The following is a 22,633-nucleotide window of genomic DNA, read 5'->3' as shown; positions in this document are numbered from 1 at the left end:
GGGGGTTCGGGGGCCTGCCCCCGAAATTCCTCCCGCTCAGCGCACGGTGTGCACGATCAGCACGTCCGCGCGGGACTTGCGGGCCACATCGGCCGGGACGGAACCCAGCAGGCGGCCGGCGAGGGTGTTGAGGCCGCGGTTGCCGACCACGAGCAGATCGGCCTCCACTTCCTTGAGCAGGCCCAGCAGCGACTCGACAGGCTCACCGACGACGGCCTTCTCGACGATATTGGTGGCGCCGGCGGCGGTCGCCTTGTCCCGGGCCACGCGCAGGATCTCGCTGGTGGGCGCGGAACCGCGCACCTGGTAGGCCTCGTCCTTGAGCACGTCGGCGGCGGCGGCCACATCGCGGTCGTCGGTCGGGTAGTACGCGCAAGCGATGTACAGCGTCGCACCCTCGTCGCCGGCCAGAGCCGCGGCCCGCTCGACGGCGACGTACGACGAGTCCGAGCCATCGGTACCGACGACGATCGTCCGGTAGGCGGTCATTCTCTCCTCCAAGTACAAGGGTCGGGGCCACGGTTTCCCCCGCGTGGTGCGGTTACCACCGCGGCAACTTCGCCTGACAATAGCGGCATAACCGACGGAAATTTTCGATATCGCAACACATCACACTTGCGTGGCGCGGCCGCTCCGGGACACATTCCCGGAGCGGCCCGTGAACAACCCTGACTACCAGCAAAAAGGCGAACGATTGTGAGAAGGCACAGAAATCGCGAACCTTATTGCGGCGCTGGGAGGTTCGTCACACGTTAGCGATAGTCGGCCCAGAACCAGCCGAGAATCACGCTGAGGATCTGCATGCGTTCCCTATCCCTTCGGCCGATCGATGACGGGCAATACTAACGCCGTCATCGATGCGGCCGATCCGGGGCCGGTTCAGAGGCTGAAAAGCGGTCCGGTGATGGTCAATCCGAGATCCGTGCCGACGTAGGCGAAGAAGGCGAACAGCATGAGCGCCGCGCCCGCCAGCGCCAGATCCTTGTTGAACTGGATCATTTCGGTCTGCTTGGCCTGCGGATCGGTTTCCTTCCAGAAGGCGTGCATGAGGAACGCCGTCGGGAGCAGGAAGACGAACAGCAGCAGCGCGCCGAGGTCGGCCCAGACGCCGAGCAGAACGCTCAGTCCGCCGGCGATCAGCAGCACCCCCGAGGCCAGCACCGCCGGCTTGGGCATGGGCACGCCCTTGAACTTCGCGTACTGCGCCATCGCGTCGGCCTGTGCGATATGGCCGAAGCCGGAGCTGAGGAACAGCAGGACGAACAGCACTCGTCCGATCAAAACCAGCACGTCCATGGCCCACTCCTTTGATGAAACCGCCATTGGGTGATACGGCAACCAACTCATCAGGAAGGTGGGCTATTCCCATACTCGATCTTGTCAGGAGGGTAGCGAGGTGCGGGCGTAATCCAGCGGAGCCATACCGATCTCCTTGGTGAACTCGTTGGTGAAATGCGCCTGGTCGAAGTAGCCGAGGTCGAGCGCCAGCGCGGCCAGATCGGTGGTGCGGCCCTCCGCCAGCAGGTGCGCGCCGTCCTGCAGCCGGTAGCGGCGCAGCACCGCTTTCGGGCTGGTGCCGACATAGCGGCGGAACAGGCGTTGCAGGGTGCGGATGGGGATGTCGAACAGGGTGGTGAGCTGATCCACCCGGGTCAGGTCGCGGTCCTGCTCCATCGTTTCGATGATCCGCAGCACCAGGCGATAGGACTCGTCGTCGGCGACGCCGCGCCGCTCGAACTCGCCGACCAGGAAGTCCTCGACCACGGCGCGCCGGCCCTCGAGTTCGGGCTCGGCCAGGACTCTTTCGGACAGACCGGCGGCCGCGGGCAGCACCTCCAGGAGCGGCACCGAGGTGTCGCGGAGCGCGCCGACGTCCAGACCCGTGAAGGCGCCGAACCCGCCGGCCCGGAACTTCACGCCGAATGTCTCACCCTCCTCGGACAATTCGCGGGTGTACTTGGTACTCCAGACGCCGGTGACGAAGCCGCCGGTGTGGTCGTGTTCGCGTTCGAAGGTCAGATTCACGGCCGGGAACGGCAGCACCTCGGCGTAGTAGGGCGGCATACCGCGCAGGTCCCAGTTGACGGCCCAGTACCACTCGACATAGCGGCACACCCGCTCCTCCGCCGGGAGCCGGCGGTGGTTGCCGGTGCGGAGCTGTTCCCACGGCCGCAGAATGCCTTTCGCGGTTTCCGGCGGCGGGACCGGGCGCGGCCGGAACCGGCCGGGAATGCTGTCAGTCATGGGGGTGTCGCTTTCTTACAAGAACGAGCGGGCGGCCCGGACGAGAGTTGGGGGCATGAGCGAGACAGTGCATCCGATTCCCGAGAACTACCACTCCATCACCTGCTTCCTGGCCGTTCCCGACGGCAACCGGGCCATCGACTTCTACTCCACCGTCTTCGGCGCGCAGGTGGTGAGCCGCAATGACCTTCCCGATGGTCAGCCCGCGCACGCCGAATTGCTGATCGGCGATTCCACCATTCAGATCGGCATGCCCATGCCCGACGAGGGCGTGCGCGCCCCCGAAGAGGGCTGGGTGCACACCAGCATCGTCCACTATTGCCCCGACGTCGACGCGGTCGCGAAACTCGCCCGCGAAAACGGAGCGCGCTATGTGGACGAGCCGCAGACCTTCGTCACCGGCGACCGCTACGGGCGCGTCATGGATCCGTTCGGTCACCGCTGGGTGGTCATGACCCGCGTCGAGGACGTGTCACGCGAAGAGGCCGAGCGCCGAGTGAACGATTGGATGGCCAACTCACGCAACAACTGATTTGGCGCAGGCGAGGGTAACTCGCCGGGTACGCCCAGAATCGGCCGGGTGGCGGGCCGCCGGCACGGGTTGCCAAGTGCCAACGGCACTCTGCCGCCCGCTGGAGGCTCGGGGAGGCGGCTACTGAATGCCCGCCGCATCCATGCCGCGTAGTTCCTTCTTCAGGTCCTGGATCTCGTCGCGGAGTCGGCCCGCGAGCTCGAACTGGAGTTCGCGGGCGGCGTTCATCATCTGCTCGGTCATGTCCTTGACCAGGTCGGCGAGTTCGGCGCGCGGCATGGACTTGATATCGCGGCCCTCGTACACCCCGGCGCTGACGGCACGGCCCGGTTCGCCTTGGGCGCGGCGGCCGCGGCTGGCATTGCGGCCGGAACCGCCGATCTCGACCTCGGAGTCCTCGGCCTCGCGATACACCTGGTCGAGAATGTCGGCGATCTTCTTGCGCAAGGGTTTCGGGTCGATCCCGTGCTCTTCGTTGTAGGCGATCTGCCGGGCCCGGCGGCGATCGGTCTCGTCGATGGCGTGCCGCATGGAGTCGGTGATCTTGTCCGCGTACATGTGGACCTCACCGGACACATTGCGCGCCGCGCGGCCGATGGTCTGGATCAAGCTGGTGCCCGACCGCAGGAACCCTTCCTTGTCGGCGTCCAGGATCGCGACCAGCGAGACCTCGGGCAGGTCGAGACCCTCCCGGAGCAGGTTGATGCCGACCAGCACGTCGTATTCGCCGAGCCGCAGCTGCCGCAGCAATTCCACTCGGCGCAGGGTGTCGATCTCCGAATGCAGGTATCGCACCCGCACGCCCAGCCCGAGCAGATAGTCGGTGAGATCCTCGGACATCTTCTTGGTGAGCGTGGTGACCAGCACCCGCTCGTCCCGTTCGGTGCGCAGCCGGATCTCGTGCACCAGATCGTCGATCTGTCCCTTGGTCGGCTTCACCACCACGTGCGGATCCACCAGACCGGTCGGGCGGATCACCTGTTCGACGAATTCGCCGCCCGCCTGGCCCAATTCGTACGGGCCGGGCGTGGCCGACAGGTACACCGTCTGCCCGATCCGGTCGGCGAACTCCTCCCAGGTGAGCGGCCGGTTGTCGACGGCCGACGGCAAGCGGAAGCCGAATTCGACCAGGTTCCGTTTGCGCGACATATCGCCTTCGTACATGGCGCCGATCTGCGGCACCGTCTGATGCGATTCGTCGATGACGAGCAGGAAGTCCTCGGGGAAATAGTCCAGCAGGGTGGCCGGCGCGGTGCCGGGACCACGCCCGTCGATATGCCGCGAGTAATTCTCGATACCCGAGCAGAAGCCGACCTGTTTGATCATTTCCAGGTCGTATTGGGTGCGCATCCGAAGTCGTTGCGCCTCCAGTAGTTTGCCCTGCTTCTCCAATTCCGCGAGCCGGGTCTCGAGTTCCGCTTCGATATCGCGCACCGCGCGTTCCATGCGTTCGGGACCGGCGACATAATGCGTGGCCGGGAAAATGCGGACCATATCCACCTTGCGCACCACATCGCCGGTGAGCGGATGCAGGTAATACAGCGCCTCGACCTCGTCACCGAAGAATTCGATGCGGATCGCCAATTCCTCGTAGGAGGGGATGATCTCGACGGTGTCGCCGCGCACCCGGAAGGAACCGCGGGTGAAGGACATGTCGTTGCGGGTGTATTGCACATCGACCAGCAAACGCAGCAGCCGGTCCCGGTCGATCTCGCCGCCGACCTCCAGGGTGACCGAACGGTCCAGGTAGGACTGCGGCGTGCCGAGGCCGTAGATGCAGGAGACCGAGGCCACCACCACGACATCGCGGCGCGAGAGCAGGCTCGAGGTGGCCGAGTGGCGCAGCCGCTCCACATCGTCGTTGACCGAGCTGTCCTTCTCGATATAGGTGTCGGTCTGCGCGATGTACGCCTCGGGCTGGTAGTAGTCGTAGTACGAGACGAAGTACTCGACCGCGTTGTTCGGCAGCATCTCGCGCAGCTCGTTGGCCAGCTGGGCCGCCAGTGTCTTGTTGGGCGCCATGACCAGGGTCGGGCGCTGCAACTTCTCGATGAGCCAGGCGGTGGTGGCCGACTTACCGGTACCGGTCGCGCCGAGCAGCACCACATCCCGCTCGCCGGCCTTGATGCGGCGCTCGAGTTCGGCGATGGCGGCGGGCTGGTCACCGGCCGGCACATGGTCGCTGACCACCTGGAACTGTCCCCCGAGCCGCTCGATCTCGCCGATCGGCCGGTGCTCGGAATGCGCCAGCGGCAGGTCGTCGGGAACCTCGGTTGCGAAAGCCATGTTCACCAGCCTAGGACGACCCACCGACAGATTCCGCCCGGCCGAGCCGGCAGGGTATGCATCCGGTCACACCGGGCGCTCCGGAGCGCCGGGCGGACGGCGGCGGGCGCGCCACCCGATCGAACAAACCGATCAGTTCACAAATGTCCGAATTATCCCGTCTTGCAACACACTTCACGAAAATTTCGAGCCGATGACAGTGAAATTCCTTTTCGCTCAGAGGGGTTCCGTTCCCAGCCCGCAGGTGTAACCTGATCTGGCTGGTCGGACGAGTCGAGAAGGGCGTGACGATGACCGGTCTTCGTATGCCACAGCGCAATTCCACGAATGGAGTGGACCCCCATCGGATGAGCGGCACCAACCACTCGGCTTCCCCGCACCGCCCCAGACTCGAATTCTTCAATCTGGCCGAGCTGTCCTGGACCGATCACCACGGCTATCTACACCCGGTCGAGCGGCTGCACGCCGAACCGTGGGGCCTGTACGTCGAGCGCCTGGTGGACAACCCGCGCTTCCACTACATCGAATCGTGGCTGCTACCGGAGCTGTCGCTGCGCGCCACCGTCTACCACCTGCGACCCGGCCACGACCGCGGGCAGACCTACTACCTCGATATCGGCAACTACGGGCCGGTCGAGCCGAAGAAGTGGCGGGCCGAGGGGCACTACCTGCACGTGGTCGCCCGGCCCGGCCGAGTCCCCGAACTGGTGGGCATCGACGAACTGCTGGCCGCGCACGCGGCGGGTCACTTCGACACCGCGCGCACCCATCGGGCCATCGAGCGGGCCGCGCACGTGGTGGACGGCATCGCGGGCTGCGGTCACGATGTGGATCGCTGGTTCGCCACCAAAGGCATCGCACTGACCTGGCTGTGAGCGGATAATACGAAAAACCGCCCGGACCGTCTTGCGCTCGGCCCGGGCGGTTCTCGTTGGTCAGGACTTTGCCGGGCTAGCCGGACAGGCTCGGGATCAGCCCGCCCAGTCCGCCGCCGCAGCCGAAGCTGCCGGTGCCGCTGCTCGCGCCCACCTGGACGGTAATGGAGTCGCTGATCAGGATCTGCCGCGCCTCGATCTTGTGCGATCCGGCGGTGTCCGGCGTCCACTTCAGGGTCACCTTGTTGCTCAGCAACGACGGCGACACCGGGCTGCCCGGGATGTCCTTGCCATTGTCGGTGAACTTCACCGTGGACAACCGGTCCACCTCGACCGATGCGGTCAGGGTGTACTGGCAGCCGACCTTGTGGTCACTGCCCGATACCTCGAGATTGCCCACCCACGCGCCGGCCTGGGGCGCGGCCAGCACCATGGTCGCGGTCAGCGCGCCGAAGGTGGACAGCCCCATACCGACCCGACGAACCCGGGCCTTCTGTGCGTTCATGCAGGTACTTCCCTTTGTTGTGCTCCCCCGCCCAGGTGCGGCGGGTCAGCCGCACATTAGCGAAATACACACGCTTCAGATCGGGTTTCGGCGAAATTCGCCCGAACCGAGCCCGGCCGCCCAGCAAGCTGTCGGCGACGCAACACTCGCTCCCCTGGACGACCGCCGCTCGAACCGCGATCCTGAGAGGCATGACTCACGCCCCCACGGTGGACCTGCACCGGCCCAAGGTGGAGTACTTCCATGTCGACGAGCTCACCAATATCGATCCCAAGGGATTCGTGCGGCAGGTGGAGCGCTACCACGTCGAGCCCTGGGGGCTGTACATGGCGCGTCCCTCCGATCATCCGGAGTTCCACTACATCGAATCCTGGCTGCTGCCCAGCCTTTCCATTCGCGTGACGGTCTTCCATTTCACGCCCGCGGACCTGCGCGACCAGGACTACTACATCGACCTGGGCGAATTCGCCCAGGTGGAGCCGGGTACCTGGAAGTCGGTCGACCACTATCTGGATCTGGTGGTGCGCAGCAATCGCGAGGTCGAACTGCTGGACGTGGACGAGCTGCTCGCGGCCCACTCGGCCGGTTACCTCGATCTCGCCCAAGCCCAGAAGGCGATCGAAACCGCCACCGCGGTCATCGACGGCATCGCCGCGCACGGCCACCTGCTCGAACCGTGGCTGGAAGCGCACGGCATCAAGCTGACCTGGAAGTAACGCGGGATCAGTCCACCGACAGGCTGACGATCGCCGGCCGGCCCGGGTCGGCGCTCGCGTGCAGCCACTCCCCCGTATCGATGGGCGGAAAACCGATGGCCGCCAAGCGGTCCCGGAGCCCGTCGGCCACCTCGGTGCTCGCCACAGTGACGCGGAGCTCGAGAATATCGGCGGCCGGCTTGCCCGGTTCGGCGGTCGGGCCGACGTGCTCGATGCGCTGGGCGTCGGCCGCGCAGGCCACGGCGAGCCGGGCGATCAGGCGTTTGGCCTGCGCCGGCCATTCCGGATTCGCTTCCACCACCGGCAGTTCCGGCAGCGGGGCCGGATTGCCGTTGCGGAGATTGCGCTCGAACGGGATCAGGCGCTCGTCCCAGAGCCGGTGCACCTCGGCGTCGACCGCGCCGTTGTCGCCATTGTTGTCCAGCAGCACATCGGCGACGGCGCGGCGCTGCTCGTCGGTGGCCTGGGCGGCGATGCGGGCGCGGGCGTCGGCCTCGTCGATACCGCGGAATTCGACCAGGCGCCGGACCCGGGTCTCCTCGGCGGCGTCCACGATGACCACCAGGTTCATGAACGGGGCCAGGCCGTTCTCGACCAGCAGCGGAATATCCTGCACCACAATGCCGTCGGCGGGGGCGGCGGCGATGAGCTCGTTGGTGCGCTGACCGACCAGCGGGTGCGTAATGCCGTTCAGCGTCTTTCGCGCCTCGTCACTGGCGAAAGCCTTGGCCGCCAGGGCGGGACGATCGAGACTGCCGTCGGCGGCGAGAATATCCGGACCGAAAGCCTCGGCCAGCGCGGCCAATCCGGGCGTACCCGGGGCAACCACCTCGCGAGCGATCAGATCACTGTCCACCAATACCGCACCGCGCTGCACGAGCAATCGCGCGACGGTGGACTTGCCCGCACCCATGCCTCCGGTGAGGCCGATTCGCAACATGGCCCCAGTCTCGCATCTACCTGCGAGTGCTTCACTTCAGGGCGCTCAAACGAACCGATTACCCACTCGCCGAGGCAATTTCACCTGCACATGCAGTACTTGCTCATTCCGTGATATCGACGAGACCAATTCGCAACTTTTTCAACCAATCCCGACCGTACGTCGGCAACATTCCGACACGCCGGGGCGAATGTCGCGCAAAATACGGTGACACACACTTTTGTTCGGCTAAGGTTCGCCGGAGGCGATTCCAGGCCGGTAAAACGCAAGAGAAGGAACATCATTGGGCACCAGAAACATCCAGACGGGTCGCCACCGTCTGGGACTGCCGGGCACGATGCACTGCATCCAGATTCCCGCGGTCGCGGCGATGCTCGCCGAGCACCGCCGTTCGTGGCTTTCCATGCTGATCAATCCGGCTCGGCACAGCTTCGCGGCCATGCGAAAACGGTCCGAATCCGCGGCGACAGCGGCCCACTGGGTTCCGGCGACAGTCGGCTGATCTTCTCGCACCCGCGGCCCAGCCCCTGCGGACTGGGCCGTTGTCGTGTGCCCGGAGGCGAACTCAGACCAGACCGCTCGGGCGGCGGCGCGTCCCCGGCTCCTGTACCGGCATCGAGTTCGGCGGAACCGGATACGGCGTGCCGACCGTCGCCGTACCCAGGGCCACGTTCGGCCCGCATTGCGCGAGCGCGGCCTGCACCTTCCGATCCGCCGGTGCGAAGGCCGGTTTCGTGCTGTCCGGGCGCGCCGCGAAATCGAAGGCCGAGGTCATATCGCCGGTGACGCCGCGCCGCCACGCGGTCAGGTTCGGCACCTCGACGCCGAAACGCCGTTCCAGCAAACGCAATTGCGAGGTGTGGTCGAAGGTCTCCGATGCCACCAGCCCGCCGCGGCTGTAGGGCGAGACGACCAGGCACGGCACCCGGTAGCCCAGGCCGATCGGCCCGGCGATGCCCATGGACTTCGACACCCGGTCCAGCGGCACGGTCACGTACTCGCCGGGCGTGCCGGGCGGCGGGGTGGGCGGGGTGACGTGATCGAAGAAGCCGCCGTTCTCGTCGTAGCTGATGATCAGCGCGGTCTTCTCCCAGACCGCCGGGTTCGAGGTGAGGATGTCGAGCACCTGCATGATGCCGACCGCGCCGAGGGCCGGCGGCAGCGCGGGATGCTCGCAGTTGAACAGCGGCGGGATCACCCACGACACGGCGGGCAGCCGGTTCGCGGCGACGTCGGCGGCGAAGTCGTTCGGGTAGACCGGGGCCTTACCCAGCCGCGCCAGTTCGGAATTCGGGTCGGCGGCCTGTTTGAAGCAGCCCATCATGCCGTCGAGGATGACCGAGGACAGCGGTCCCAGATCGCGATTGTTGTAGATCTTCCAGCTCACGCCGCCTTCGGAAAGGTTCTCCGGCATGGTCCGCCAGCTGTAGGCGTTCTGCGGGATCAGCGCCGGGGTCTCCAGCAGCGGACCGCCGTTCATCCCGTCCGGGTCGATGGTCCCCGACATCCAGTACAGCCGGTTCGGGTCGGTCGGGCCCAGCACCGAGCAGTGGTAGTTGTCGCAGACGGTGAACGCGTCGGCCAGATCGTGATGCACCGGCACGTCGGCGCGGGTGTAGTAACCCATTGCGGCCGGGGCGTTTCCGGGACCGACGGACTTGATCGACATCGGCATCCAGCGGTCGTTGCCGCCGCCGTTCCAGGCTTCGTGCATGGCGGCCCAGGAGTGATCCGGGTCGTTGATGCATTCGCCGTCGAGGGTCGCGCCGCGTTCGGTGTCCAGGCGGAATGGGAGAACGAAGCCGTCGGCGGCCGGTCCGACGCCCGGGGTCCAGCCGTATTGCTGCCAGGACGCGGAGGGATCGTCGAAACCCCGTACCCCGGAGAGGGTTCCGAAGTAGTGGTCGAAACTGCGGTTCTCCTGCATGAGCAGTACGAAGTGCTCGATATCGCCGAGCCCGCCCATACCGGCCGGATCGGCGGCGTAGGCGCGCTCGATGATCGGATTCGCGTAGGCGCCCAGCGCGGCCACGCCACCCGCGGCCATGGCCTTCGCCAGAAAATCTCGTCTGTTCAAACCGGCGAAGACGCCCATGTTCCGAAGAAACCTTCCGCTGAGTCTGCAATGCGCAACGCGCCCAGATCATGTCAGCTGAGCGTGCCGGTTGCATCCAACCGCGGCGTCATGTCGCGGCGGCGAACCCGGAATGGCGAGTCGTGCACGGAAAATGTCGAATTCCTGACAGTCACTTGCAGGTGTGAGCCGGCGCTCCTAGGCTGACGGGCAATACCTGAGAGTGACTTTCAGGTATCCGGATCCGGAGGGGACCATGACACGATCCGCCGCGCCCGCACCGCCCGACGAGCTCGTTCACTCGGAACAACTCGGCTTCCTCGGGCGCTGGGGGCTGCTCATGGCCCGGCATCGGCGCGTGGTCCTGGGCGTATGGCTACTACTGGTGCTCGTGTGCGGGGCCGCGTATCCGGCGCTGCACGACCGGCTCGGCGCACCGGACTACAGCGTGCCCGGATCGGAATCCGCCGAGGTGGAACGCTTTGCCGCCGAGCACTTCTCGACCTTCGGCACCGAGCAGGATCTCATCGTCTTCCATTCCGGGCGCTATACCGCCGACAGTCCGGAATTCCGCGCCGCGATCGACGAGGCGATCGGGAAGGCCCGGGCCACCCCGGGTATCGCGGGCGCGATCGGGCCCTTCGAAGGCAATGCCACGCTGCAAATCTCGGCGGACCGGCACACCGCGTTCGGCATTGTCGGCTTGAACGGCAATATGTCCGAGCGGGTCGAGGTGGCCGAGCGGTTACAGACCGCGCTCACCCCGGCCACCAGCTCCGGGGTCGAGGTCATGGTCGCCGGGTACGCGCCGGTCGAGGGCGCGCTCATGCGCATGGAGACCGCCGATATGCAGCGCGCCGAGAGCCTCGGCCTGCCGGTGGCGGCCTTGGTGCTGGTGCTGGCGCTGGGAGCGGTGGTCGCGGCGACCATTCCGATCACGGTCACCGCGGCGGGCATCGCGCTGGCGGTGGGCGTGTTGTTCGGGCTCACCAGCTATCTCACCTTCGATTCGCTGGTGCTGTCGGTGGCGACGATGATCGGCACCGGTACCGCCATCGACTACGCCATGTTCATCGTGAGCCGGTTCAACGAGGAGCTGACCCGGCGTGGGGTGCGGGATCGTAAGGCGCGCAAGGCTATTCACGCCGCGGTCGGGACCGCCCTGGATACCACCGGCCGCACCATCCTAGCGTCCGGGCTGATCGTGATGATCTCGCTGTGCGCCCTGGTCGTGGTCGGACTGCCCATGCTCAACGGCGTCGCGGTCGGCGTGGTCACCGCGGTGATCGGCACTCTCACCGCCGCGTTCACCCTGCTGCCCGCGGTGCTGGCCACGCTCGGCCCGGCCGTGAATCGTGGTGCGCTGCCGGTGAGATTGCGTCCCGCCGAGACCCGCGCGGCCACCACCTCGAGCGCCTGGACCCGCTGGGCGCACACCGTCATGGGCCGTCCGGTGCTGTTCGGCACGATCGGCGTGGCCTTGCTGGCGGCGGCCGCCCTGCCGCTCACCGGCATCAAATACGGCATCGATATGGGATTGGGTTCGCTCGGCGATCAGCCGTCCGGCCGGGCGACCCGCCTGGTGCAGGACAATTTCGGGCCCGGTTTGCTCTCCCCCGTTCAGCTCACGGTATCCGGGCCGGGAGATACGGCCTTGTCCGGCAACGGTTTCGTGGACGCCAACAATCTCATCGCCGGTTTGAACCGCGATTCGCGCATCGCGTCGGTGGTGCCGCAGCAGGCCGGCGGCCGCATGCTCGCCATGGTGGTGCCGAAGGATTCCTTCGACTCGACCGCGGTCGCCGACCTCACCGCCGATATTCGTTCCCGCGCAGGCGATATCGTATCGGCCGAGATCCGGGTGGGCGGCGTCCCGGCGGCGTTCGCCGATGTGTCCGGCCAGATCACCGGCCGCTTCCCCTGGGTGATCGCACTGGTGCTCGCGGTGTCGCTGGCCTTCCTGGTGTACGCGTTCCGCAGTATCGTGCTGGCGGTCAAGGCGATCGCGCTCAATCTGCTGGCCACCGGTGCGGCACTGGGCATTACGGTCGCGGTCTTCCAGGGCGGTTTCGGGGAATCGCTGCTCGGCTTCCACAGCACCGGGTTCCTCCAGGTGTATCTGCCGATGCTGGTGTTCGCCGTGCTCTTCGGGCTGTCCATGGATTACGAGGTGTTCCTGGTGCGGCGCATGAAGGAAGCCTGGGATCGAAACCCCGACAACACCGCCGCCGTGGCCGAAGGTCTGCAACGCACCGCCCGCCCGATCACCGCGGCGGCCGCCATCATGGTGGCGGTGTTCGCGAGTTTCGTGACCGCGGATGTGCTGGAGCTGAAGCAGATCGGCTTCGCGCTGGCGGTGGCGGTGGCCATCGACGCGGTCATCGTGCGGCTGATCCTGGTACCGGCGTTCATGCAGCTGTTCGGCCGGTGGAACTGGTGGCTGCCACGCCTGCGCCGGCGTCAGGAGACGACGGCCTCCAGCGCGGACAGGATGGAATCCACCGCGTCGTGATAGACGTCCTTCAGGCGACGCTCGAAACCTGTTCCCGCCCAATGGTTCAGGGCGGACATACAGCCCCAGATGGCGATGGCGGCCGCCATCCGGACGGTCGGATCGTTGGCGTCGGACCCGGTGCGCTCGGCGAACACCAGCCGGAACTGGTCCTCCAGCTCCCGCATCTGCCGGGTCTGCCGGTCCCGGACCTCGGGAATGGTCAGCGCGTATTGCATCCGCAACCGCGTCCGGTTCTCCATCTCATCGGTGATCATGGCCTCGATCAGCACCGGCGCCAAGGGCCGCGCAATGGCCAGCATCGCACCGAAATCCAGTACCGCGCCGTCACCCGCGTGCCGCATCGCTTCGAGTAGCTCCGGATCGGCCTGGTCGTAGAGGACCAGCATCTCCTTGGTCCCGAAATACCGGTAGATCGAACTCGGCGACACCCCCGCCGCCGCGGCCACTCGCTCCACCGTCACATCGCGATACCCGTACTCGTCGAACAGATCCAGCGCCACCCGCTGAATACGGCTCATGGCCTCGACTTTGCGTCGCTCCCACAGGGATCCGGGCGACTCCACGACAGACTCGGACATATCCATTCGAGGATACCCGGCGGAATTCGGCCGCGTGCCGAACCGCATCGGGCCGCCCCGCGCTGGAGGAAGGCCCGGCCGTTGCGCCTGCCCCCGCCCGCCGCCGGGACGCCATGGCCGCATCGGCCTCGCCCGCCATCGGAATGCCCCGGCTCGGTTGCGACGCGGACGCTTTCCTTCCCTCCCCACGAGAAAGCCCCCGGGTCCGTCAGGACCCGGGGGCTTCCTTCTGTCTAACTATCGCTCACGCGACGAGACGCGAATCAGGCGTTGCCCGACAGCTTCTCGCGCAGGGCGGCGAGCTGGGCGTCGGACGCCAGCGACCCACCGGCCGGCTCGGCCGACGAGGAGGAACCGGCCGCCTGCGCGCCGCTCTCCGAGGAGTAGTTGGACGGCCCGCCGTTGGCGGCCTCCGCGGCCGCGTCGGCGGCCATCTTCTCCATCTGAGCGGTGTGCATCTTGTGGCGACGCTCGGCCTCGGCGTACCGGGTCTCCCACTCTTCGCGCTGCTTCTCGAAGCCCTCGAGCCATTCGTTGGTCTCGGAGTCGAAGCCCTCGGGGAAGATGTAGTTGCCCTGGTCGTCGTAGCTGTCGGCCATGCCGTACTTCGACGGGTCGAACTCGGAGGTGTAGTCCTCGTTCGCCTGCTTCAGCGACAGCGAGATCCGGCGACGCTCCAGGTCGATGTCGATGACCTTGACCATCGCGTCGTCGCCGACGGCAACGACCTGGTCCGGGACCTCGACGTGGCGCTCGGCCAGCTCGGAGATGTGCACCAGGCCCTCGATGCCCTCTTCGACGCGCACGAACGCACCGAACGGAACCAGCTTGGTGACCTTGCCCGGCACGATCTGGCCGATGGCGTGGGTGCGGGCGAACTGACGCCACGGGTCTTCCTGGGTCGCCTTGAGCGACAGGGAGACGCGCTCGCGGTCCAGGTCGACGTCGAGAACCTCGACGGTGACCTCGTTGCCGACCTCGACGACCTCGGACGGGTGATCGATGTGCTTCCAGGACAGCTCGGAGACGTGCACCAGGCCGTCGACGCCACCCAGGTCCACGAAGGCACCGAAGTTGACGATGGAGGACACGACGCCCTTGCGGACCTGGCCCTTCTGCAGCTGGTGCAGGAACTCGCTGCGCACCTCGGACTGGGTCTGCTCCAGCCAGGCGCGACGCGACAGCACCACGTTGTTGCGGTTCTTGTCGAGCTCGATGATCTTGGCCTCGATCTCCTTGCCGACGTACGGCTGGAGGTCGCGGACGCGACGCATCTCCACCAGCGAAGCCGGGAGGAAGCCGCGCAGGCCGATGTCCAGGATCAGGCCGCCCTTGACGACCTCGATGACGGTGCCCTTGACGGCCTCGTCACGCTCCTTGAGCTCCTCGATCGTGCCCCAAGCCCGCTCGTACTGAGCACGCTTCTTCGACAGGATCAGGCGGCCTTCCTTGTCCTCCTTGGTGAGAACGAGGGCCTCGACCTCATCGCCCACGGAAACGACCTCGGCCGGGTCGACATCGTGCTTGATGGACAGTTCGCGAGACGGGATGACGCCTTCGGTCTTGTAACCGATGTCGAGAAGGACCTCGTCCCGATCGACCTTGACGATGGTTCCTTCGACGATGTCACCGTCGTTGAAGTACTTGATGGTCTTGTCGATGGCGGCGAGGAAGTCCTCGGCAGAGCCGATATCGTTGACGGCTACCTGCGGCGAGGTGACAGTGGTGGGCATGTGTTGGGAGGCTCCGGACGGATTGTGGTCGGTAGTGGACATGTGGACTTTCGGTATTGCTGCGAACACACAGCGATGGAACTAACGTTGGCCATGCAACAGCACATCGCTGCGACGGAGCACAACGCTGCCCTGGAAAGCATGCGGACTCACAGCACGATTGTCTGCTCTACTCGGCTCCTGCGAATCGGGTACAGAAGACACTCGCGGGAAACAGCGTACGCGAGGTGTGTTGTACCAAGCAAACACGGGTACTTCCACGCGGGTCGATAGGGTGAGACCATGCCCGAAGATCACCCCGAGCCTACCGAAGATGCCCGGCACGCCGCAGCGAACGCCCTGCTCGGCACCACGGGGGTGACCCGCGCCAAGGTCGATTCCGCCGCCAGCCGCCGCGCCAGCCGCCGCTGGTGGGACGCGGACGCCGACGCCTATCACGAAACCCACGCCGATTTCCTCGGAGTCGATTCACCCGCAGGCGAATTCGTATGGTGCCCGGAAGGGTTGCACGAAGGTGACTGGCATTTGCTCGGGGATATAGAGGACAAGCGCGTACTGGAGATCGGCTGCGGTTCGGCGCCGTGCTCGCGCTGGCTGGCGGCGCACGGTGCGCACCCGGTCGGGCTGGATATTTCGCGCGCCATGCTGGATCGCGGCGTGGCCGCGATGAACGCCGGCGGACCGCGCGTGCCCTTGGTGCAAGCGGGTGCCGAAGAGTTGCCGTTCGCCGACGAATCCTTCGATCTGGCGTGCTCGGCGTTCGGCGGGGTGCCGTTCGTGGCCGATTCCGAACAGGTGATGCGCGAGGTGCGGCGGGTGCTGAAGCCGGGCGGGCGCTGGGTGTTCTCGGTGAATCATCCGATGCGCTGGATCTTCCCCGACGATCCCGGGCCGGACGGTTTGCGCGCCGCCATCCCCTATTTCGATCGCACGCCCTATGTGGAGCTGGATGCCGACGGCGAGCCCACCTACGTGGAGCATCACCGCACCATCGGTGATCGGGTGCGCGAGATCGTGGCCGCCGGGCTGATCCTGAAGGACATCATCGAACCGGACTGGCCGGAATGGCTGGATCGCGAATGGGGTCAGTGGAGTCCGCTGCGCGGCGAGATCTTCCCAGGCACAGCCATTTTCGTCACCGAGAAACCGAACTGAGGGCTGTCGGCCCGGCGCGGAACGTGATAGGCCTAGCCGAGTGGAGGAGGAAACCCCGTTCGGCCGCTATCGCCTGCGCGGGCTGCTGGGCGCGGGCGGGATGGGTCAGGTCTATCGCGCCTACGACACCGGCACCGAACGCGTGGTCGCGCTCAAGGTGCTGCCGCCGGAGTACGCGCACGATCCGGTGTACCGGGCCCGGTTCCGCCGGGAAGCGCAGGTCGCGGCGCGCCTGAGCGAACCGCACATCGTGCCCATCCACGATTACGGCGAGATCGACGGCCGCCTGTATCTGGATATGCGCCTGGTCGAGGGCACCGATCTGGCGACGCTGCTGAACACCGACGGCGCGCTGACTCCGGCCGCCGCCGTGTCCTGCATCGCGCAGGTCGCGGCCGCGCTCGACGCCGCACATCGCGCCGGGCTCGTGCACCGGGATGTGAAGCCCTCCAATATCCTCACCGCCCCCGATGGTTTCGCGTACCTCATCGATTTCGGCATCGCGCGCGGCGAAGGCGACGCCGGCCTGACCACGGCGGGCGCGGCCATCGGCACCTTCGCCTACATGGCTCCGGAACGGCTCGACCACGGCGACTACGACGGACGCGCGGACGTGTATTCGCTGGCCTGCGTGCTCTACGAATGCATGACCGGTTCGAAACCGTTCCCGGGCACGAGCGTGGAACGCCAGATCGCGGCGCATCTGTCGACGCCGCCGCCGCGGCCGTCCGCGAGCAGTGTCGGCGTACCCGCCGCCTTCGACGCGGTCATCGCGCGAGGCATGGCCAAGCAGCCCGCGGACCGGTTTCCGACGGCGGGCGCATTGGCCGCGGCCGCCCGCGCGGCGCTGGCGGACGACCGCGACGACGCCACCACGATCGCCAGAACCGCTGCCACACAGGTCATTCCGTTCACCGGCGCAGACCGGAGTGCGAGCTCGGATCCGGCCGCGCTCACCCGCGCGACCGCAGGCGACCCGGCATCCGATCCGGCGTCACGCGCCCGCACCGGTCCGCATTCCGGTTCCGAGGACTCGGACACCCGGACCCAGCACCGTCACGCCGCCGCTACCGCCGACACCGAATTGGGCCCGTCCGCACGCGGCGAGACCCGCCGCCAGGACCCGGCGCAACGCTCCCTCAGCGCCCTGGCCTGGGCGGCCGGCATCGCCGTAGCGCTGGTCGGCGCGGTGACCGTGGTGCTGATCCGCCTGCCGAGCGACACCTCCTCGGATACAGCCGCTCCGCAGGCGACCTCCCCTACGAGCGGCGCCTACCTGCCCGCCCCCGCCACGAATACCCTTCCCTTGCTGAGCACCGACCCGACCACCTCGCTTCCCGGCCCCCGGACGACCACCACGACCGGCGCGCAGGACTCCGCCACCGCCGCAGCCGAATTCGTCCGCTCGCACTACACCCTGCTGCCCACCGACACGGCCACCGCCTGGTCCCGTCTCACCACCCGCTACCAGACCTACATCGGCGGCTACGACACCTACCGGAAGTTCTGGGACACAGTCGATTCCGTCTCCATCTCGGCGATATCCGCCGACTCCACCCAATTGACGGTCACCTACACCCTGTCCTTCCGCTTCAAGGACGACCGCACCGCCACCGAGCACCGCCGCGCCCAATTGGTCCGTACCGGCGACACCTACCTCATCGACAGCGCCGAACTCGTCTCCTGATCGGCGTCTATCGCGGCTGAAAAGACGGCAGCCCGGCGAAATTCGGGTCCAGGCGCATACCGGGGACCAGGCGCGCGACCAGCTGCCGGGCGCGGGTGAGCGGATGCTCCGGGAACTGCTGGTCGTACCGGATGTCGTCGGCGATGTGGAAGGGCAGCTTGCTCTGCACTTCCGGGGCGTACGGGTGGGGCGGGTAGAAATTGTCGAAGCCGAGCTGGGCGCCCAGCATGGCCTCGCGCATACCGGTCACCCCGGCTTCGGGGCACAGGATCGCCAGCGACAGACTGCAGCGATCCTTGGGCACGACAATGGAGGCGGCGAAGATCTGGCCGCGCGGCAATTGCGGATGCGGGAGTTTCTCCAGACGGAGCAGGGCGGGCTGGGCGTCGACGCCGATGACGAAGGCTTCGATGAGGCAACCGTTCTGGGCGTGCAGCTCGGCCAGTCGGCGGCGCAGGGTGTCGAGCTGTTCCAGTGGCGCGGGCAGGTCGGGCACCATGTCGTGGTACTGGAGGTGGAACATGTCGCCGGTGTCGGGGCTGATCCAGCGATCGGTATCGACCTGGCGGAGTCCGGCGGTATCGAACGATAGTGGCACGGGGACAGCGTATTCGGGCGGGTTCACGGGAGCTGCCGGCAGTCGGGACCGGACCGGACGGCAGTGCGCCCCCGTATCGAATGATGCGGGGGCGCAGGGGGTTCGATGCTATTTCGGTTCCCGGCCGACTTGCTTCAAGGCCAAGCGCAGGGCGTACTCGATCTGAGCATTGATACTGCGAAGGTCGTCGGCCGCCCACTTGGCGATGGCGTCGTGCACGGCTGGATCCAGCCGGAGCAGTACGCGTTTCGGCTCGCGTTTGGCGGCGGACATCAGTTGTAGAGCGATCCGGTGTTGACGACGGGCTGAGTGGCGCGGTCACCACACAGCACGACCAGCAGGTTGGAAACCATTGCCGCCTTACGCTCCTCATCGAGTTCGACCACGCCCTGTTCGGCGAGTCGATCCAGGGCCATGCCGACCATACCGACCGCGCCTTCGACGATGCGGCTGCGGGCCGCCACCACCTGCGCGGCCTGCTGGCGCACCAGCATGGCCTGGGCGATCTCCGGGGCGTAGGCGAGGTGGGTGATGCGGGCTTCCAGGATCTCGATGCCGGCCAGGCCGGTGCGTTCGCGCAGCTCGACGGTCAATTCCTCGGCGACCTCGGAACCGTTGCGCAGGCTGGTGCCCTCGGCCTCGTCGGACTGGTAGGGGTGGGTGGTGGCCAGGTGCCGGACGGCGGTCTCGGACTGGGTCTGCACGAAGTCCTCGTAGTCGTCGACCGCGAAAGCGGCCTTGTAGCTGTCAACGACCTGGTAGACGACGACGGCGGCGATCTCGACGGGGTTGCCGTCGGAGTCGTTGACCTTCAGTTTCTGGGTTTCGAAGTTCCGCACGCGGAGCGAGATATTGCGGCGGCTGCTGAACGGGGCGACCCAGTGGAAGCCGGATTCGCTGACCGAGCCGATGTAGCGGCCGAAGAACTGAATCACCTTGGCCTGGTTGGGATTCACGACCACGAACCCGGTCAGGATGACGATGCCGATGAGGATCGCGATCGCGAGGACGACACCGGCCGCGGCAGGCGGGTTATCCCCTCCACTGGACACCGCGGCCAGGATGCCGAACGCCCCGGCGACGATCAGCACCAGCACGCCCAGCATCAAGAAACCGTTCAACCGGAACGCCTGACGCAACTCCATGACACTCTCCTAGTATCGAAGTGATATCACGACGATAGCAGATGACAACTCTCGTGTCTCTCAGGGGCTTCGCCCCCGAACCCCCTCGAGATTCCGCCGCCGCCCGAGTAGAGGGCGGCGGCGATCCAGGTCCGCCAGCTCAGTTCGGGCGGATATTGCGGTTGCCGCGGAACAGGTTGCGCGGGTCGTATTGGGTCTTGAGTGCGGCCAGGCGGTCGTAGGTGTCCGGGTCGAATCCGGCCCGGGTCTGCGCTTCATCGGCCCGGTCGCCACCGCCGTAGAGGAAGTTCAAGTTGTGACCGATCGTCCAGGGCTCCAAGGCCTTTCGGATCAGACCGAAGTGCTCGTCGATGGCTTCCGCATTGTCCGGCCGGGGCATGGCGAGGACGCGCGCCACGTATTCCGCCTCGCGATGGCCGACGGCGATCCCGCCGGGCCCGCGCCGCCGCAGCGCCCCGCCGAGATGCCGGAATCCGGCCACCACCGGCACGGCGGCATCCGGTCCGGTCAGCTCCAGGAAGGCGTCGGTGGCCTCGGCGGGCAGGTCGGACAGCAGGGCGTTGGTGGCGATGTAGGCGTGCGGGGAATCGGGGTCGCGGTAGATGGCGTGGCTGTCGGTGTACGGCATCACCCGCAGGTCGTCCACCAGCCGCGCACCGACCGCACGCAGCGGTTCGACCAGCCGTTCCCCGTCTTCCGGGGATCCGGTGTAGGCGATATTGATCGTCGCCACGTACCGTCCGCGCAGGTGCGGCGGCAGTTGCGGGATGTCCGGGAAGGTGAGCGCGGTGAACGCCGAGGTCATGGCGTCCGGCAGCTCGGTGGTCCACAACCGCCAGGCTTCCAGCGCCCGCGCCACCAGCGGGGTGTCGAACTGCAGCTGACCACCGTAAACCGTTGCGATGGGCAGCAATTCGAGCTCCAGCGCGGTCACCACGCCGAAATTGCCGCCGGTGCCGAGCACCGCGCCGAACAGTTCGTCGCCGGGTTCCAGCCGCCGCAGCCGGCCGTCCGCGGTGACCAGTTCCACCGCCTGCACATGATCGGCGGCATAACCGAATTCGCGGGCCAGAATGCCGATGCCGCCGCCCAGGACGTACCCGGTCACGCCGACCGACAGCGAGGAGCCGTTGAGCGGCGCGAGCCCGTGCGCGGCGGCGGCTTCGATCAGTTCACCGGCCTGCACCCCGGCGGTGACGCGGGCGGTGCGGGTGGCCGGATCGATCCGGATGTCCTTCATACGAGCGGTATTGACGAGCACGCCGCCCTCGACGGCGACCGACAGGCCGTGCCCGGTGGCCTGCACCGCGATCGGAAGTCCGTGCCGCGCCGCGTATTCCACGGCCGCGCGCACATCCTCGGCGTGCACCGCGCCGACGACCACGGCCGGGCGATGCGTGTAAGCCGTTTGGAAGCCCGCGATTTCGGCGTCGTACCCGGTATCGCCGGGCTGGAAGAGCGGGCCGGTGGTGGCGGGCAGTTCGGTGTTCGAGGCGTTCGATGTCATGCCTTCGACTCTGCTCGCCACCGATTGATAATTCCAACAGATAGATTTTCTCATAGCTAGAATCAGCAGTTATGGAACTGCGGCAGCTGCGTTACTTCGTCACCGTCGTGGACGAAGCCAACTTCACCCGCGCGGCCGCCCGCCTGCATCTCGCCCAGCCGGGACTCAGCGCGCAGATCAAACAGCTGGAGAAGGAACTCGGCCAGCCCCTGCTGATCCGCTCGACCCGGTCGGTGACGCTGACGCCGGTCGGCGAGGCGGTACTGCCGCTGGCCCGGGCCGCACTGGCCGCCGCGGAGCGGATCACCCATACCGCGGACGAATTCACCGGCCTGCTCCGCGGGCACGTCCGAGTGGGACTGATAGCGGGCGCGGCCGACGGCGAACTCGATATCGCCAAGGAGCTGAGCGCCTTTCACCAAGATCATCCGCAGATCGGCATCTCGCTGACCGAGGACACCTCCGAAGCCATGTACGCGGCGCTGCGCCGCGGCGCCCTCGATATCGCCCTGATGAGCCTGTCCGGCGACGAACTGGATCCGGCCATCGGCACCGAGACGGTACTGACCACCCGATTGGTCGCGGCCGTCGCCGTGCACGCCCCGGGTTTCGGCGATCGGATCGGTCTCGCCGAACTGTGCGAGCACCCGCTCATCTGCCTGCCGCCCGGCACCGGCATCCGCGGCCGCTTCGAGAACACCTGTCACGCCGCCGGATTGACCCCGAACTTCGCCTTCGAGGCCGGCGCTCCCCCACTGCTCATGCGACTGGCCGGTTACCGGCTCGGCATCGCCATCGTGCCGCCGCTTCCGGCCGCCGACGCCGCCGCGCTCGGGGTGCGCATACTGGAGATCGATCCGCAGATGAGCGGGCGGCTGGTGCTGGCCTGGAATACCGAGCGGCCGCTGAGCCCGCCCGCGAAAGTGCTACTGGGACAACTCCGTATCGCACTGGCGAACTGGAAGGATCCGGCCGCGACGGCGATCGGACAGTAACCGCGAACGCGCTCGGGCACTGGCCGCGCCGGCACTCACGCCGTGGCCGCGCCGGGCAGGAACACCGGCCGCAGCCCGCCGTCCCACGCCACCTGCACCACCACCAGCGCCAGCAGGCCCGCCCCGGTGACCAGGTGCATGATGCCGTCGGTGATGTGGTTCGGGAAGCTGAACACCAGCACATTGTGCGAGAACAGCGCCCAGATGCCGACGCCGAACCCGCCGCCCAGGGCCGCGAGCACGCAGTACCAGGCCGCCCAGCTCTTGCGGGTCGCGGCCAGCAGCGCGGGCCCGAACAGCAGCAGCCCGGCCAGCCCGTGCCAGGCGTTGTAGTCCATGCCCAGGATCTGGGTGGCGGGCGCGTGCTCGCCCATCGCGAAGCTGGGTTCGGCGATCCAGCCGGCGATGGCCCACACGATGTGCGCGACACCCACGATGAGCACCGCCCATTGCAGAAAACTCCATTGGGGCAAGGTGATTCGGTGTTCCGGTACTGCCAGCGCTCGCATGGCGCTACCTCCCAGACAGGCGACAGAGATGTCTACTAC

Annotated in this window: 20 protein-coding genes and 1 pseudogene; 7 read left to right on the top strand and 14 right to left on the bottom strand. The window is 67.0% G+C overall.

Annotated features, from left to right (window positions below):
• Positions 1–36 precede the first annotated feature (36 nt).
• From NY1_RS28105 to NY1_RS28095, 3 genes are all read right to left on the bottom strand, one after another.
• Positions 37–489: a universal stress protein gene (locus NY1_RS28105; RefSeq protein ID WP_067719753.1), complete on the bottom strand. Its 453-nt coding sequence runs from the start codon at positions 487–489 to the stop codon at positions 37–39.
• Between the two features lie 390 nt (positions 490–879).
• Positions 880–1,296, bottom strand: a complete 417-nt coding sequence (locus NY1_RS28100; protein WP_067719752.1) for a DoxX family protein — start codon at positions 1,294–1,296, stop codon at positions 880–882.
• 84 nt (positions 1,297–1,380) lie between these two features.
• A complete protein-coding gene (locus NY1_RS28095; RefSeq protein WP_067719749.1) occupies positions 1,381–2,244 on the bottom strand; it encodes a helix-turn-helix domain-containing protein in 864 nt (287 codons plus the stop codon).
• A gap of 55 nt (positions 2,245–2,299) precedes the next feature.
• Here NY1_RS28095 and NY1_RS28090 point away from each other — a divergent pair, with 55 nt between their 5' ends.
• Complete coding sequence (locus tag NY1_RS28090; RefSeq protein ID WP_067719748.1) at positions 2,300–2,776, top strand: VOC family protein; 477 nt, start codon at positions 2,300–2,302, stop codon at positions 2,774–2,776.
• A gap of 120 nt (positions 2,777–2,896) precedes the next feature.
• Here NY1_RS28090 and uvrB read toward each other — a convergent pair whose 3' ends face one another.
• On the bottom strand, positions 2,897–5,062 hold the full coding sequence (gene uvrB, locus NY1_RS28085) for an excinuclease ABC subunit UvrB (RefSeq protein WP_067720056.1): 2,166 nt from the start codon (positions 5,060–5,062) through the stop codon (positions 2,897–2,899).
• Positions 5,063–5,409: 347 nt separating this feature from the next.
• Between uvrB and NY1_RS28080 the strand changes: the two genes are divergently transcribed.
• Positions 5,410–5,937 carry a ribonuclease FAU-1 family protein gene (locus NY1_RS28080; protein WP_067719747.1) on the top strand — a complete coding sequence of 176 codons (528 nt, stop codon included), beginning with the start codon at positions 5,410–5,412 and terminating at the stop codon, positions 5,935–5,937.
• Between the two features lie 76 nt (positions 5,938–6,013).
• Here NY1_RS28080 and NY1_RS28075 read toward each other — a convergent pair whose 3' ends face one another.
• Positions 6,014–6,442 carry an Ig-like domain repeat protein gene (locus NY1_RS28075; protein ID WP_067719745.1) on the bottom strand — a complete coding sequence of 143 codons (429 nt, stop codon included), beginning with the start codon at positions 6,440–6,442 and terminating at the stop codon, positions 6,014–6,016.
• Positions 6,443–6,633: 191 nt separating this feature from the next.
• Here NY1_RS28075 and NY1_RS28070 point away from each other — a divergent pair, with 191 nt between their 5' ends.
• Complete coding sequence (locus tag NY1_RS28070; RefSeq protein ID WP_084535443.1) at positions 6,634–7,158, top strand: ribonuclease FAU-1 family protein; 525 nt, start codon at positions 6,634–6,636, stop codon at positions 7,156–7,158.
• 10 nt (positions 7,159–7,168) lie between these two features.
• Here NY1_RS28070 and coaE read toward each other — a convergent pair.
• Together coaE and NY1_RS28055 are read right to left on the bottom strand one after the other, a co-directional pair.
• Positions 7,169–8,098: pseudogene (coaE, locus tag NY1_RS28065) on the bottom strand (dephospho-CoA kinase); the annotation flags it as partial.
• A gap of 565 nt (positions 8,099–8,663) precedes the next feature.
• The gene (locus tag NY1_RS28055) at positions 8,664–10,193 is read right to left on the bottom strand and encodes a phospholipase C (protein ID WP_067719738.1); all 1,530 of its coding nucleotides are present in this window, start codon (positions 10,191–10,193) and stop codon (positions 8,664–8,666) included.
• A gap of 235 nt (positions 10,194–10,428) precedes the next feature.
• Here NY1_RS28055 and NY1_RS28050 point away from each other — a divergent pair, with 235 nt between their 5' ends.
• Positions 10,429–12,684 (top strand): MMPL family transporter, encoded by a 2,256-nt coding sequence (locus NY1_RS28050; protein ID WP_067719735.1) that lies wholly within the window; start codon positions 10,429–10,431, stop codon positions 12,682–12,684.
• Here the strand turns inward: NY1_RS28050 and NY1_RS28045 are convergent.
• Entirely contained in the window at positions 12,633–13,265 is a 633-nt protein-coding gene (locus NY1_RS28045; RefSeq protein ID WP_169815405.1) for a TetR/AcrR family transcriptional regulator, read from the bottom strand. The two genes, NY1_RS28050 and NY1_RS28045, sit on opposite strands and share 52 nt — an antisense overlap.
• A gap of 263 nt (positions 13,266–13,528) precedes the next feature.
• A complete protein-coding gene (rpsA, locus tag NY1_RS28040; RefSeq protein WP_067720052.1) occupies positions 13,529–14,998 on the bottom strand; it encodes a 30S ribosomal protein S1 in 1,470 nt (489 codons plus the stop codon).
• 282 nt (positions 14,999–15,280) lie between these two features.
• On the opposite strand from rpsA, the gene NY1_RS28035 reads away from it, so the two are divergent.
• A complete protein-coding gene (locus tag NY1_RS28035) occupies positions 15,281–16,153 on the top strand; it encodes a class I SAM-dependent methyltransferase (protein ID WP_067719731.1) in 873 nt (290 codons plus the stop codon).
• Positions 16,154–16,193: 40 nt separating this feature from the next.
• Positions 16,194–17,840: a serine/threonine-protein kinase gene (locus tag NY1_RS44265; protein WP_067719728.1), complete on the top strand. Its 1,647-nt coding sequence runs from the start codon at positions 16,194–16,196 to the stop codon at positions 17,838–17,840.
• Between the two features lie 7 nt (positions 17,841–17,847).
• Here the strand turns inward: NY1_RS44265 and NY1_RS28025 are convergent, their stop codons facing one another.
• The 4 genes from NY1_RS28025 to NY1_RS28015 form a co-directional block, all read right to left on the bottom strand.
• Positions 17,848–18,438 carry a hypothetical protein gene (locus tag NY1_RS28025; protein ID WP_067719727.1) on the bottom strand — a complete coding sequence of 197 codons (591 nt, stop codon included), beginning with the start codon at positions 18,436–18,438 and terminating at the stop codon, positions 17,848–17,850.
• Between the two features lie 108 nt (positions 18,439–18,546).
• Complete coding sequence (locus NY1_RS43810; protein WP_169815404.1) at positions 18,547–18,711, bottom strand: type II toxin-antitoxin system antitoxin; 165 nt, start codon at positions 18,709–18,711, stop codon at positions 18,547–18,549.
• Entirely contained in the window at positions 18,711–19,583 is an 873-nt protein-coding gene (locus tag NY1_RS28020; RefSeq protein ID WP_067719724.1) for an SPFH domain-containing protein, read from the bottom strand. The genes NY1_RS43810 and NY1_RS28020 overlap by 1 nt, the downstream gene beginning before the upstream one ends.
• A 139-nt stretch (positions 19,584–19,722) precedes the next feature.
• Positions 19,723–21,090: an FAD-binding oxidoreductase gene (locus tag NY1_RS28015; RefSeq protein WP_067719721.1), complete on the bottom strand. Its 1,368-nt coding sequence runs from the start codon at positions 21,088–21,090 to the stop codon at positions 19,723–19,725.
• Positions 21,091–21,161: 71 nt separating this feature from the next.
• Between NY1_RS28015 and NY1_RS28010 the strand changes: the two genes are divergently transcribed.
• A complete protein-coding gene (locus NY1_RS28010; protein ID WP_067719718.1) occupies positions 21,162–22,085 on the top strand; it encodes a LysR family transcriptional regulator in 924 nt (307 codons plus the stop codon).
• A 35-nt stretch (positions 22,086–22,120) separates the two neighbouring features.
• Here NY1_RS28010 and NY1_RS28005 read toward each other — a convergent pair whose 3' ends face one another.
• Positions 22,121–22,594 carry a DUF4383 domain-containing protein gene (locus NY1_RS28005; protein WP_067719716.1) on the bottom strand — a complete coding sequence of 158 codons (474 nt, stop codon included), beginning with the start codon at positions 22,592–22,594 and terminating at the stop codon, positions 22,121–22,123.
• Positions 22,595–22,633: the final 39 nt, after the last annotated feature.

Origin of the sequence: Nocardia yamanashiensis NBRC 100130, assembly GCF_001613325.1 — a bacterium.
In the GTDB taxonomy this organism is placed as follows: Bacteria; Actinomycetota; Actinomycetes; order Mycobacteriales; family Mycobacteriaceae; genus Nocardia; species Nocardia yamanashiensis.
This window is presented reverse-complemented; position numbering and strand designations above follow the sequence as displayed.

Excerpts from the sequence above, each read along its gene's own strand:
- NY1_RS28010 (WP_067719718.1), top strand. The coding sequence starts at position 21,162 with ATGGAACTGCGGCAGCTGCGTTACTTCGTCACCGTCGTGGACGAAGCC.
- NY1_RS28055 (WP_067719738.1), bottom strand. The coding sequence starts at position 10,193 with ATGGGCGTCTTCGCCGGTTTGAACAGACGAGATTTTCTGGCGAAGGCC.
- NY1_RS28035 (WP_067719731.1), top strand. The coding sequence starts at position 15,281 with ATGCCCGAAGATCACCCCGAGCCTACCGAAGATGCCCGGCACGCCGCA.
- NY1_RS28050 (WP_067719735.1), top strand. The coding sequence starts at position 10,429 with ATGACACGATCCGCCGCGCCCGCACCGCCCGACGAGCTCGTTCACTCG.
- NY1_RS43810 (WP_169815404.1), bottom strand. The coding sequence starts at position 18,711 with ATGTCCGCCGCCAAACGCGAGCCGAAACGCGTACTGCTCCGGCTGGAT.
- uvrB (WP_067720056.1), bottom strand. The coding sequence starts at position 5,062 with ATGGCTTTCGCAACCGAGGTTCCCGACGACCTGCCGCTGGCGCATTCC.
- NY1_RS28105 (WP_067719753.1), bottom strand. The coding sequence starts at position 489 with ATGACCGCCTACCGGACGATCGTCGTCGGTACCGATGGCTCGGACTCG.
- NY1_RS28100 (WP_067719752.1), bottom strand. The coding sequence starts at position 1,296 with ATGGACGTGCTGGTTTTGATCGGACGAGTGCTGTTCGTCCTGCTGTTC.
- NY1_RS28015 (WP_067719721.1), bottom strand. The coding sequence starts at position 21,090 with ATGACATCGAACGCCTCGAACACCGAACTGCCCGCCACCACCGGCCCG.
- NY1_RS28045 (WP_169815405.1), bottom strand. The coding sequence starts at position 13,265 with ATGTCCGAGTCTGTCGTGGAGTCGCCCGGATCCCTGTGGGAGCGACGC.
- NY1_RS28020 (WP_067719724.1), bottom strand. The coding sequence starts at position 19,583 with ATGGAGTTGCGTCAGGCGTTCCGGTTGAACGGTTTCTTGATGCTGGGC.
- NY1_RS28080 (WP_067719747.1), top strand. The coding sequence starts at position 5,410 with ATGAGCGGCACCAACCACTCGGCTTCCCCGCACCGCCCCAGACTCGAA.
- NY1_RS28095 (WP_067719749.1), bottom strand. The coding sequence starts at position 2,244 with ATGACTGACAGCATTCCCGGCCGGTTCCGGCCGCGCCCGGTCCCGCCG.
- rpsA (WP_067720052.1), bottom strand. The coding sequence starts at position 14,998 with ATGCCCACCACTGTCACCTCGCCGCAGGTAGCCGTCAACGATATCGGC.
- NY1_RS28070 (WP_084535443.1), top strand. The coding sequence starts at position 6,634 with ATGACTCACGCCCCCACGGTGGACCTGCACCGGCCCAAGGTGGAGTAC.
- NY1_RS28075 (WP_067719745.1), bottom strand. The coding sequence starts at position 6,442 with ATGAACGCACAGAAGGCCCGGGTTCGTCGGGTCGGTATGGGGCTGTCC.
- NY1_RS28090 (WP_067719748.1), top strand. The coding sequence starts at position 2,300 with ATGAGCGAGACAGTGCATCCGATTCCCGAGAACTACCACTCCATCACC.
- NY1_RS28005 (WP_067719716.1), bottom strand. The coding sequence starts at position 22,594 with ATGCGAGCGCTGGCAGTACCGGAACACCGAATCACCTTGCCCCAATGG.